9 protein-coding genes are annotated in these 12,409 nt (G+C 68.0%); all 9 read right to left on the bottom strand.

The window, feature by feature from the left end; translation table 11 throughout:
* Positions 1-48: 48 nt before the first annotated feature.
* On the bottom strand, positions 49-864 hold the full coding sequence (locus EQ874_RS03295) for an enoyl-CoA hydratase (RefSeq protein WP_064064326.1): 816 nt from the start codon (positions 862-864) through the stop codon (positions 49-51).
* Between the two features lie 26 nt (positions 865-890).
* On the bottom strand, positions 891-1,739 hold the full coding sequence (locus EQ874_RS03290; protein ID WP_064064325.1) for an NmrA family NAD(P)-binding protein: 849 nt from the start codon (positions 1,737-1,739) through the stop codon (positions 891-893).
* Positions 1,739-3,691 carry a hydantoinase B/oxoprolinase family protein gene (locus EQ874_RS03285; protein ID WP_064064324.1) on the bottom strand — a complete coding sequence of 651 codons (1,953 nt, stop codon included), beginning with the start codon at positions 3,689-3,691 and terminating at the stop codon, positions 1,739-1,741. The genes EQ874_RS03290 and EQ874_RS03285 overlap by 1 nt, the downstream gene beginning before the upstream one ends.
* The gene (locus EQ874_RS03280; protein WP_129975552.1) at positions 3,688-5,790 is read right to left on the bottom strand and encodes a hydantoinase/oxoprolinase family protein; all 2,103 of its coding nucleotides are present in this window, start codon (positions 5,788-5,790) and stop codon (positions 3,688-3,690) included. The genes EQ874_RS03285 and EQ874_RS03280 overlap by 4 nt, the downstream gene beginning before the upstream one ends.
* Before the next feature lie 196 nt (positions 5,791-5,986).
* Positions 5,987-6,664: a carbon monoxide dehydrogenase subunit G gene (locus EQ874_RS03275; protein ID WP_129975550.1), complete on the bottom strand. Its 678-nt coding sequence runs from the start codon at positions 6,662-6,664 to the stop codon at positions 5,987-5,989.
* Positions 6,661-9,189 (bottom strand): aerobic carbon-monoxide dehydrogenase large subunit, encoded by a 2,529-nt coding sequence (gene cutA / locus EQ874_RS03270; RefSeq protein ID WP_084421793.1) that lies wholly within the window; start codon positions 9,187-9,189, stop codon positions 6,661-6,663. Before cutA ends, EQ874_RS03275 begins: the two co-directional genes overlap by 4 nt.
* The gene (locus EQ874_RS03265) at positions 9,186-9,857 is read right to left on the bottom strand and encodes a (2Fe-2S)-binding protein (protein ID WP_064064321.1); all 672 of its coding nucleotides are present in this window, start codon (positions 9,855-9,857) and stop codon (positions 9,186-9,188) included. The genes cutA and EQ874_RS03265 overlap by 4 nt, the downstream gene beginning before the upstream one ends.
* Positions 9,854-10,768 (bottom strand): FAD binding domain-containing protein, encoded by a 915-nt coding sequence (locus EQ874_RS03260; protein ID WP_129975548.1) that lies wholly within the window; start codon positions 10,766-10,768, stop codon positions 9,854-9,856. The genes EQ874_RS03265 and EQ874_RS03260 overlap by 4 nt, the downstream gene beginning before the upstream one ends.
* Before the next feature lie 87 nt (positions 10,769-10,855).
* On the bottom strand, positions 10,856-12,304 hold the full coding sequence (locus EQ874_RS03255) for a solute carrier family 23 protein (protein ID WP_129975546.1): 1,449 nt from the start codon (positions 12,302-12,304) through the stop codon (positions 10,856-10,858).
* Positions 12,305-12,409 lie beyond the last annotated feature (105 nt).

Raw genomic sequence — 12,409 nt, 5'->3', positions numbered from 1 at the left:
TTTATAGGACGTCCAACCATCTCGTCCAGACTTGATGACCGCTCGAAATCAGCGACCCTTCCAGACCGGCGCGCGCTTCTCGAGGAAGGCCGTCATCCCCTCCTGCGCGTCGCCGATCATCGCGTTCGACGCCATCGTCTCCGCCATCGCGGCATAGGCCGTCTCCTGCGGCAGATCGATCTGACGGTAGAACGCCTCCTTGCCGATCCGCATCGTGGCGGGGGACGAACCTGCGATCTTCAGGGCGAGCTCGGTGGTCGCGGTTTCCAGCGCCTCCGGTTCGACGACGTAGTTCACCAGACCCCAGTCGGCGGCGGTCTGCGCGTCGATCGTGTCGCCGGTCAGCAACATCTGCAGCGCCCGCTTGCGTCCGATCGCGCGGCTGACCGCGACCATCGGTGTGGAGCAGAACAGCCCGATCCGCACACCGGGGGTGCCGAAGCGGGCGTCGGTGGCGGCGACGGCGAGATCGCACGCCGCGACGAGCTGGCATCCCGCCGCGAGCGCCGTGCCCTGCACCGATGCGATCACCGGCTGAGGGATCGACTGCACCGTCCGCATCATCTCGTTGCACGTCTCGAAGATCGCGCGCTCCTCGTCGAGCGTGCGTCCGATCATCTGCCGCAGGTCGTGCCCGGCCGAGAACACCGGTCCCTCCGCGCGGACCACGATCACCTTCGTGTCGGCGGTGAGCGCCGTCAGACCGGCGATGACCTCGCGCATCGTCTCCACCGACAGCGGGTTGCGCTGCTCCGGGCGGTCGAGGGTGAGCACCCCGATACCGCTGGCCTCGTCGACAGCGATGAGCACGGGCGGGGGCAGGGTGTCGACGGCGTCGGGGCCGTCCGCAGAGCGATCCGTCACGTTCCCCTTCCTACACCACCGGCGGGTTACCGGCGCGGCATCGACGAGACGAGATCCTCGACGCGGGCGGGTGCCCGGCCGAGCAGCGCCGCCGTCACCACGCTCCCCGCGACGAAGCCGTGATCGTCGTAGAAGTCGAACATCGCGGCCAGGCGTTCGCGGGCGTCTTCGGACAGGTCGCGGCCGTGACGCTCCATCCACGTCGGGACGGACACCTGCTCGATCTCCACCGATCGCCCGGTGACCGCGCACAGCTGTCGCACGCTCACCGCGTCCGGTCCCCCGAGCTCGTAGGTGGCGCCGTGGTGGACGTCCGCACCCTCGATCAGGACTCGGGCCGCCACCGCGGCGACATCCGCCAGCGCGACGAACGAGAACTGCGCGTCGGGGTCGTAGGGGACGTCGAGTGCGTCGACCGATCCGTCGAGCACCGATGCGAAGTTCTCCGTGTATGCGCAGGGCTGCAGAACGGTCCACCGCACCCCGGAGGCGTGCAGGATGTCCTCGCAGCGCGCCTTGTCGAGGTGGTGCGGCATCGCCGGCGTGTACGGCCAGGCGACGGAGTGGTAGACGACGTGATCGACACCGGCCCCGGCCGCTGCCCTCAGGAACCGCTCGAACAGTGCCGGTTCGTCGGGGTGCACGTTCGGGGCGATGAAATAGACGCCGCAGCAACCCGACAGCGCGTCGGCGAGTCCGGCGCCCGTCTCGAGGTCGACAGCACGATCCCCCGCCCGCCGAGCGGTGTGCACCACTCGGCGGACGGGGGTCGCGTCTGCTGTCTCCAGCGCCGAGACGACAGCCGTTCCGGTCTTCCCCGCGGCACCGATCACAGCGAGATCGGTGCCGCGGGAGATGTCGGCCGTCGTCGGCATCAGTTGCCGACGAAGTCGTACTCGGCGAACTCGGCGCCACCCGACAGGCGGGCGTAACCGGGACCGCGGTCGAAGAAGGGCTCCTCCTCGCCGCGCTCGGCGCGCAGCTGCGCACGCAGCGCGTCGGTGGCCTCCACATCGGCGACAGGTTCGTCGGCCGAGGTGTCCTTCAGGACCACACCGTAGTCGTCGCGGGCACCCTCGACGGACACCTTGCGCCACAACACGTCCCGGATCACTTCGTCGATCGGGCGATCGAGCGGGTCGCCCCAGCCACCGCCGCCGGTGGTGCGGATGCGCACGACCTCGCCGGCCTTGATCGGCTCGGCGTCCGTGAGGGCGTCGAACTCGCGCTCGTTCGGGCCGCCGGGATCGAGGGTGACGGAGAACGGCTTGCCGGCCTTACCACCCTTGACACCCCAGCACGCGAGGATCGAACGGTCGGCGATGGACATGAAGTTCGCGTCCTTGAGCATCCGGATGTGCTTCTCGTAGCCGAGACCGCCGCGGTAGCGACCGGCTCCGCCGGAATCAATTGCCAGACCCAGCTTCTCGACGATGAACGGGAAGCGGCTCTCGGTGAACTCCGTGGGCAGGTTCCGCGAGTCGGGCACCACGTGGATGGTGTCCTCGCCGTCGGCGTAGTGCCGGCCGCCGGAGCCGCCGCCGAGCACCTCACGCATGAGGTACGAGTGGCCGTCGAAGTCCTCGCCGTACACACCGGTGTAGCGGATGGTCTCCTGGTCGGCGGGCATGTTGCCGTCGACCGCCTTGGCGACCACACCGGAGAGCACACCGAGCAGACGCAGGATCACGAACGTCCGAGCGTTGGTGGGGGCCGGGAAGATCGGCGTGATCAGGGTGCCCGGCTCCGGGAACTTCATCTCGATCAGCGGCACGACACCTTCGTTGACGTCCAGTTCCGCCATGCGGTCGGGGGTGTCGGCCAGGTTGCGCAGGATCGGCGCCAGCCACTTGATGAGGAAGTTGCCGTCGGCGTAGTCACCGCAGTGGTTGATCGGACCCTTCGCCTGCGGTCCGGTGCCGTTGAAGTCCAGGATCAGGCGCTCGCCGCCCTCGTCCTCCGGGGAGGTCTTGGTGAGCGTGATGCGTTGCACGTGCAGCATCGGCTCGTCCACACCGTCGTGCTCGGCGTAGTCCTCCCAGGTGTACGTGCCCACCGGGATCTTGCTGAGGATCTCGCGGCGGTACGTCTCGGTGGTCGCATCGAGGATCGCGTCGAAGCAGGCCTCGACGGTCTCGACACCGTAGCGTTCGAACAGCTCCGACAGCCGGCGCGCACCCATGAGGCACGCCGAGCACTCGGCGTCGAGGTCGGCGGCGAGCGAATCGGGCATGCGGGAGTTGCGGGTCATGATCCGCAGTGCCGCCTCGTTGGGAACGCCCTGGTCCCACAGCTTGATCGGCGGGACCATCAGTCCCTCCTCGTACACGGTGGTCGCACCCGAGGGCATGGAGCCGGGGCAACAACCGCCGATGTCGTCGTGGTGGCCGAAGGCCTGCACGAACGCGACCACCGAGGGCTCGGTGTCGCCGGGGCGGGTCGCGAAGACCGGGACGGTGACACACAGGTCGGGCAGGTGCCCGATGCCGCCTTCGGAGAGGTAGACGTCGTTGTGGAAGAAGACGTCGCCGGGCTTCATCGTCTCGAGCGGGAAGTCCCGCGCCACCGGATGCACGAGCGCCGAGTACGAACGACCGGTGAGCTTGCGCAGGTTGCGGTCGTGGATGCCGGCACGGAAGTCGTGGGCGTCGCGGATCATCGGCGAGCGCGAGGTCCGGGAGATGGAGGTCTCCACCTCCATCTCGACACTGGCGAGATAGCCGGCGACGATCTCGACCAGCACCGGATCGGGAGCGCTACCCGAAGCGTCGGTCAGCCGGAAGGGCTTGCGGGTCGTGGCCGCGGCGGGTTCGAGAGTCGCAGTCATCGGGTGGCTCCGTTCGAGTCGGACGTCTTGCTGAGGCGGATGTTGCCGAAAGTGTCGATGCGAGCGCGGAATCCGGGATGAACCGGGATGGTCGAGCTGAATTCCTCGATCACGGCGGGACCTTCGAGTTCGTCGCCGGCGCCGAGGCGGGCGCGGTCGTACACGCGGGTGGTGACCCACTCGTCGAAGTACGCCTGACGGGTGCCGGTGAGGGCGTCGTCCGCCCCCGTGCCCGGGGCGATCTCGGCGAGTTCCGGTCGCTTGATGGGGCCGATACCGCTGACGCGGAGGTTGACCCATTCCACGTGCTGGTGGGGATCGTTGCGGAAGTCGTAACCGTAGAGCTCACGGTGGGCCTGGTGGAAGCGTTCGGCCGCCTCGTCCATCAGTTCCTGGGTGATGGGGCCGTCGCCGACCGGCACGCGCACCTCGAAGGCCTGGCCGAAATAGCGCAGGTCCGCCGAGCGGGCGTACTGCCGCTGGTCGGGCCCGAATCCCTCGTCCTCCAGAGCGCGTTCGGCCTCGGCCGCGAGGGCGTCGAGTCCGGCCTGCAGTTCGTCGATCTTCAACCGGTCGTGACGGCTGACGTGCGTCTGCACATAGTCGTTGCGGACATCGACGGTGAGCAGACCGAAGGCCGAGACGTTGCCGGGCTCGAGCGGCACGAGGACGTCCTTGAGACCGAGGATGTCGATGAGGCGACAGGCCAGCAGCGACCCGGAGCCGCCGAAGGTCACCAGGGTGAAGTCGCGGACGTCGAGACCACGCTTGACGGTGATCTGGCGCAGCGCGTTGGCCTGGTTCCAGGCCGACACTTCGAGAATGCCCGTGGCGCACGCCTCGAATTCGAGGCCGAGACGGTGTGCGAGTTCCTCGACGCCCTTGCGGGCGAGTTCGGTGTCGAGCGGGATCTCACCGCCGAGCAGGTGGGGAGGGATGCGACCGAGCAGGACGTGGGCGTCGGTGATGGTCGGCTCGTTGCCGCCCTTGGCGTAGCACAGGGGTCCGGGATCGGCGCCCGCCGACTGCGGGCCGACGCGCAGGGTGCCCTCGGGGGTCATCCACGCGATGGAGCCACCGCCGGCGCCGACGGTCACCACGTCGATCATCGGGATCTTGGACGGGTAGACACCCACGCGACCTTCCGTGGTGAGTGCCGGCTCGCCGCCGACGACCACGGTGACGTCCGTGGAGGTGCCGCCACCGTCGCAGGTCAGCACCTGGTCGACGCCGGCGACGCCGGCAATCAGGGCCGCACCCAGGGCACCGGCAGCGGGGCCGGAGAGCACGGTCGTGATCGGCTGGTGCACGACTTCCTTCGCCGACAGCACGCCACCGTTGGACTTCATCACGTAGAACGGGATGTCGCGCTGTTCGCCCTCGGCGGAGGAGAACTCGCGGAGCCGGCTCGCGATGTTGTTGACGTAGTTGCGAATGTTGGGCTTGACCGCGGCGTCGACGAGGGTCGTGATGGACCGCTCGTACTCGCGGTACTCGCGCAGCACCTCGCTGGAGATGCTCACCGTCGCCTCCGGGTACTCCTCCATGAGGATGTCGCGGACGCGGCGCTCGTGCTCGGGGTTGGCGTAGGAGTGCATCAGGCACACGCCGACGGTGCGGATGTCGCGGTCCTTGAAGAAGCGGGCGGCGGCGCGGACGTCATCCTCGTTCAGGGGACGGATTTCGCTGCCCTCGTAGGCGAGACGGCCGCGGACGGTACGGACGCGGTCGGCCGGCACGATGCGGTCGGGCTTGACCCAGAAGTACGAGTTGCCGTAGCCGTCGGGTACCGACTGCCGGGCGATCTCGAGGACGTGTTCGTAACCTTCGGTGGTGATGAAACCGAGGGTGCCGACCTTGCCCTCGAGCAGTTTGTTCGTGGCGACGGTGGTGCCGTGGCTGACAGCCTCGATCGCGTCACCGGTCTCACCGAGCTGCGCGAGGACCTTCTCGATGCCCGCGAGGAAACCGACGGCCGGATCCTGCGGTGTCGACGGGGTCTTCGTGGTGACGATGGCGCCGGACTCGTCGTCCACCGCGACCACGTCCGTGAATGTTCCGCCGGTATCGATACCGACCCGAATCTTCCTGGATCCCATGTTTCCTCCTGGGTTCGTCTCGCCGGTGTCCCACCTGACGTCTGATGACATTCCACTCGCTCGGTGGCGGTGTTTCTTTGTCACATCTCGCCGAACTCGTCGCCCGGAGTTCGGGGTTCGTGCACCTGCCACCCACAGACGACGGCACCCCCGGGCCGTGATGGCCCGGGGGTGCCGTGGGAATCCGACGACAAGGTCAGCGTCGGGCGAGGATCGCTCCCAGTGCGACGCCCGCGAGGGCGATACCGGCGCCCACCCCTGCGGACAGCAGCACCATCGCTGCCGAAGGTGTTCCGGCCGGTACCGGTGCAGCTGCCGCAGCGGCCACGGGCAACGCAGTGGTCTTCACACCCGCACCCTCGGCGACCTCGGCCAACTCGGCTCCGTTCACGCCCGCGACAACTTCGGCTTCGGCCGCACTCGGAGCCGCCGGCAGACCGTCGGCGATCACACCGTCGATGCCGTTGAAGAACACACCGGCCATCTTCTTGGCGACACCGGTGATCATTCGTTGTCCGACCCCACCGACCATGCCGCCGACGACCGCGTCCGCGTCGTAGGTGAGCACGGTGCCGCCGTCGCGTTCTTCGAGACGCACCGTCACGTCGGCCTTGACCGTTCCCGGAGCACCGGATCCCGATGCCGTCATGACGAACGATTCGGGACGATTCTGCTGCGACAGAACCACTTCCCCGTCGTAGGTGCCCTTGATGGAGGCCACCCCGGCGGTGATGGACAGCTTGTAGTGGTTGTCGTTGATCTGCTCGAGCGACTGCACGCCCGGGATCGTCGCCGCGAGAACACGGCCGTCCTGCAGGCTGTCGTACACCACGTCGGGGGGTGCCTGCAGTTGCGCGGTACCGGCGATTCTCATTCGTTCTCCTTGTTTCGGGATGCCGCGTGGGTCAGACGCAGCTCGAACAACTCCGAGGGGGAAATCGGCATGCTGGTGATCGGGATGCCCTCCGCGTCCTCGACGGCCGCAGCGATCACCGCCGAGGTCGGGATGACACCGGCCTCGCCGGCGCCCTTCATCCCGAGGGGATTGAGTGCGGACGGGGTGACGGTGTGGTCCATCTCGAGAGAGTCGGGCATCTCCGTCACGAAGGGCATGAGGAAGTCCATGTACGACGCGTTGAGCATCTGCCCGTGCTCGTCGTAGACGATCTTCTCGTAGAGCGCGCCGCCGATGCCCTGCGCGACCGCGCCCTGCACCTGGCCTTCGACGATGCGGGGGTTGATGACGTTGCCGCAGTCGTGCACCACCGCGTACCGGAGCACCCGGATCTCGGCGGTGACGGGATCGGTCTCGACGATCGCCGCGTGGATGCCCGACGCGAACGTCGACGTGGGCGGCGAATAGTAGCCGGTCGCTTCCAGGCCGGGCTGCTCGCCCTCGAGGACGGGCGGCACCGACATGTCGGTTTCGGCGTTCGCGAATCCCGTTGCGCGACGGGAGGCATCGTCGAAGGCGTAGCGGAGCGGGTTCGACAGCACGGCCACGACGCCGAGCGGGATCGAGGTGCCCTCCGCACCGGGTTCGGTGCCCACCACGCACACATGCCCCCCGCGTAGTTCGAGGTCGGCGATGTCGGCGCGGAGGTGGTCCGCGGCGATCTTCTTCGCCTTCTCCGCCACCATCTGCGCGGCGACGTGGAAGGCGGAGCCGGACATCACGGCACCGCGCGAGGCGAACGTGCCGACCGCGTACCCGAATCGGCGGGTGTCGCCGGTGACGATCTCGACATCGGCGACCGGCACACCGAGATCATCGGCGACGATCTGCGCGAAGGAGGTCTGGTGTCCCTGGCCCTGGGTCGTCAGACCCGTGGCGGCCTTGACCTTGCCCGAGGTCTCGATGAGCACGTGTGCGCCCTCGTAGGGGCCCGGTCCCGTGCCCTCGACGTATGCTCCCACACCGATACCGACGCGGCGGCCCTCGGCGCGGGCACGTTCCTTGTACTCCGCGAACTCGTCCCAGCCGATGAGCTTCTTGAGCTTGTCGGCGCCGGCCTGGTAGTCGCCGGTGTCGTAGATGAGGGGACGGCCGTCCTGGAAGATCAGGTGGAAGTCGTAGGGCATCTCCTCGGGGCGGATGAAGTTGGTCTCGCGGACCTCGATGGCGTCCTTGCCGAGATACTTCGCGATGGCGTCCATCGCCCGTTCCATCGCGAACACCGCCTGGGGCCGCCCCGCCCCGCGGTAGGGCGTGACGATGACCGTGTTGGTGTACAGCGAATAGGCGTCCACCCGGAAGGCGCGCGGTTTGTAGGGACCGAGCACCTGAGTGGACGTGTTGAGCAGCACGATGATTCCGTACGGCAGGTACGCGCCGTTGTCGTGCCAGATCGAGAAGTCGAAGGCCAGCAGCCGGCCGTCGTCGTCGAACCCGACGGTGACCTCGTGGACCTGCCCGCGCTCGTGGGCGCTCGAGATGAAATGTTCGCGCCGGTCCTCGACCCACTTGACCTCGCTGGAGATCCCGGCCCGACCCAGCTTGCGGGCGGCCCAGGTGACCATGACCTCCTCGGGCCACGGGTGGACGATCTTCACACCGAAACCGCCACCGACGTCGGGGGCGATGCAGTGGACCTTGTTGTGCGCCATGCCCAGTCGCGCTGCGATCGCGGCGCGGGCGGAGGTCGAGGTCTGGGTGGACGTCCAGAAGGTCAGTACCTTCTCGTCGTCGTCCCAGCGGGCGTAGACGCCCTTGCCCTCCATCGGCATCGACGCCGAACGTTCGATCTCGAGGTCGAGGGTCAACGTGTGCGGTGCCGCGGCGAGTTCCGCCTCGATGTCGCCGAACCCGTGCTGGAGGTGCGCCGCGACGTTGTCGGGCACATCCGGATGGACGACGTGCTCGGCGTTGCGTGCGGTGTCGACACCGACCACGGCCGGAAGGGCTTCGTAGGTGATGTCGATCAGCGCGCAGGCGTCCTCGGCGATGTACCGGTTGTCGGCCACGACCATCACGATCGCCTCGCCGACGTGGTTCACCTCGTCCTTGGCGAGCGGATATCCGTTGCGCGGAGCGGTGATCGCGGGATGCGGGATCAGCAGCGGGAGGTTCTCGGCCATCTCCGGCGAGTCGGCCTCGAGATCGTCGTAGGTGTAGATGGCGTGCACACCCGGCAGTTCCAGCGCCGCATCGACGGCGATGTCGAGGATGCGGGCGTGCGCGTGCGGCGACCGGACGAAGGCCGCGGCGAGAGCGCCGTGCCCGAGATCGTCGAGATAGCGGCCGTTACCGCTGACGAGCCGGTTGTCCTCGACACGCGGGATGGGCCTGCCGAACGACTTGCCCGACTCGGTGGCACCACCGATGTCGACGGGGGCGAGGTCGGTTGCCGTGCCCGTCGAGACCGAGATGGAGACGGGCGAATCGGAGACGCTGGTCATGCTCGTCCTGCCTTTCCTCCGACCGGAGCGGTGGCGCCGCGAACCTTGGCGTCGAGCGAGGCGCGTGCCGCCTCGCTGTCGGGGCCGAGCGGTGAGCCTCCGGACCGTTCGCGCTTGATCTCGGCGGCGCGCAGCACGGCCGCCCGGATGTTCTGGTAGCCCGTGCACCGACAGAGGTTGCCGGCGATCGCATCGGTCGCCTCCTCGTGGGTGGGCGACGGGTTCTCCTCGAGGAAGGCGGCGATGGTGGTGACGAAACCCGGTGTGCAGAAACCGCATTGCAGACCGTGGCAGTCGACGAACGCCTCCTGCACGGGATGCAGGGTGCCGTCCGGTTCGACGAGCCCTTCGACCGTCGTCACCGAGCGGCCTTCGAGACTCGCGGCGAGCACGAGGCACGACCGCACCGGCTTGCCGTCGAGCAGCACCGTGCACGCGCCGCACACACCGTGCTCGCATCCCACGTGGGTGCCGGTCCGACGGAGGTGATGACGGATCGCGTCCGATGCCAGCGTGCGCGAGGGCAGCACCACCGTCTGCGTCACACCGTTGAGGGTGAACGTCACGGCGACATGGTGCTCGCCGGTCTCCGCCTGCAGCTCGTCGACCTGTTCGGCGACGGTCCGCCGCGAGGCGTCGCGACCACCCTTGTGGATCGAGTTCGTCATCGACTTCCTCCCGTGTGCATCGGTACCCGTGTGTCGTCGCGGATCGCGTCCTGCGCGGCGGCGAACCCGACACGGCCGGTCAGTGCGGCCACCAACTGCGACCGGTAGCGGTCGGTGGCGTGGATGTCCGCCTCCGTCTCGACGGTCTCGCGTGCCTTCTCCGCGACCTGCTGCCAGAGCGGGTCGCGCTCGTCGTGCGCCGAGGCCCCACGCAGGATGTCGGTGTAGTCGACGACCTGCCCGAGCTCTCCCGCCGAGACGTAGGTCATCCGGGCGGATGTCACCGCCCCGTCCTCGACCTCCACCTGCGCGACCACGCCGACGAGGGCGTAGTCGCCGTGGCGTCGTGCGATCTCGTCGATCGCGGTGCCGGTGCCCGGCCGCGCTGCCGGCACCGTCACGCTGGTCGCGATCTCGTCGGACTCGAGGGTCGATTCGAGCGGCCCGGCGAAGAGTTCGGCGGCGGGGATCAGCCGGACTCCCCGCACGGAGCGGACGGTGAGCGTGCCACCGAGCAGCGACAGGACCGCCGGCATCTCCGCGGACGGATCGGCGTGGACGATCGATCCGACGGTCGTTCCGCGGTTCCGGATGGTCGGGTGCGCCACCAGCCGGAGCGCGCGGCCCAGCAGGGGCTGGACCTGCGCGACCGTCGGGTCGGATTCGAGTGCTGCGTGGGTGGTGAGCGCGTCGAAGGTGACGCCGAGTTCCGGCGAGGCGGAGATCGCGTCGAGCCGCGGGACCGCGCCGATGTCGACGAGGTGAGCCGGTGCCGCCAGCCGCATCGACAGCAGCGGAATCAGCGACTGTCCGCCGGCGAGCACTTTGCCCTCGTGCGCGACCCCTGCGAGGATCTCGCAGGCTTCATCGATCGACCGCGGTCGGTGATAAGTGAGTGGCGACGGTTTCATTCGACAGATCCTGCCCGCATAGTGTGATCGACGTTTCGTGAAGAAGTGACAAAGCTCACCGCTCGACAATGTCAGATGTAATAGAGGTCACGCGAATTCCTTGACTTTCCCGGAGCCGCCCTCCCCGTCCGGGTCGGGCTCTGTCCGTACCGGTTCTCCCTGCTCGGCAGGGGTGTCGGGAGCCTCGGGCGCGACATCCTCGGGAGCGATGACCCGGCACAGGTGATAGAGACCGATGACGACGATGGTGCCCAGCGCGATACCGCTCAACGAGAAGGTGTCGGTGAACTGGAGGCTGGTGTCGCCGATCGCGATGATCAGTCCGGCCGCGACGGGCATGAGGTTACGGGGGTCGCCGAAGTCGACGCCGTTCTCCTTCCAGATCTTGGCGCCGAGCAGACCGATGATGCCGTAGAGGACCACGGTGATGCCGCCGAGCACGCCACCCGGGGTCGCGGAGATGACCGCGCCGAACTTCGGTGAGAAGCCGAGGAGCATGGCGATGACGCCGGCCGCGGCGTAGGCGGCCGTCGAGTACACGCGGGTGGCGGCCATGACGCCGATGTTCTCCGCGTAGGTCGTCGTCGGCGAGCCGCCGACGCTCGTGGCGAGTGCGGTGGCGAGACCGTCACCGGCCAGAGCGCGTCCCATCATCGGGTCGAGGTCGGTCTTGGTGATCTCGGCTACCGCCTTGACGTGTCCGGCGTTCTCCGCGATCAGGGCGATGACACCGGGGAGGACGAGCACGATGAAGGTGAGGCTGAACGACGGGGCGTGGATGCCGACGACACCGGCTGCCTCGTCCGTGAACGGGGGCAGACCGAACCAGGGCGCGGACGCAACACCCTCCCAGTTCACGCGGAAGTGTTCGGTGACGGCATCGGCACCGGCGTCGTAGGAGGTGATCGGTCCGCTGATCCGGTCGAGGATCCACGACAGTGCGTAGCCGAACAGCAGCGCCAGGAAGATGGCGATGCGGCCGAGGAATCCGCGCAACACGACACTGCCCACGATCAGCGCGACCATGACGGTCAGGGCCACCCACTGGTCCTGCGGCCAGTAGGTACCGGCTACTACCGGCGCCAGGTTGAAGCCGATGAGCATGACCACCGCGCCGGTGACCACCGGCGGCAGGATCCTGAACACCAGCGAGCCGCCGAGGAAATGGATCACCACACCGACCGCGGCGAGCACGAGCCCCGAGACCATGATCGCGCCGGTGACCTCCGAGGGGGAGCCTCCCTGGGCGTAGATCGCGGCGATACCACCCACGAAGGCGGCAGAGGTACCGAGATAGCTGGGGATCCGGCCCTTGACGACAGCGAGGAAGAACAGGGTGCAGAAGCCCGAAAGCATGACTGCGAGTTGCGGGTTGAGTCCCATGATGATGGGGAAGACGAAGGTGGCGCCGAACATCGACACCACGTGCTGGCCGCCCAGGCCGATGGTGCGGCCCCAACTCAGGCGCTCCATCGGCGCCACGACCTGTCCCGGTTCTATGTTCTTGCCGTCTCCGTGCACTGTCCAGATGGGCATATCGGACCTTTCAGCAGAGTGTGGGTGCCGATAGCGTTCACGTGGATCGTTACGCCTGTGTTGCCGATCACACGTGTACTTCGGTAGCCGCAAACGCTAACGGAG

The sequence above is a fragment of the Rhodococcus sp. Q1 genome, assembly GCF_004153645.1.
GTDB lineage: Bacteria > Actinomycetota > Actinomycetes > Mycobacteriales > Mycobacteriaceae > Rhodococcus > Rhodococcus gordoniae.
Note: the sequence above shows the minus strand (reverse complement) of the source record. Positions and strands in the feature narration are given on the sequence as shown.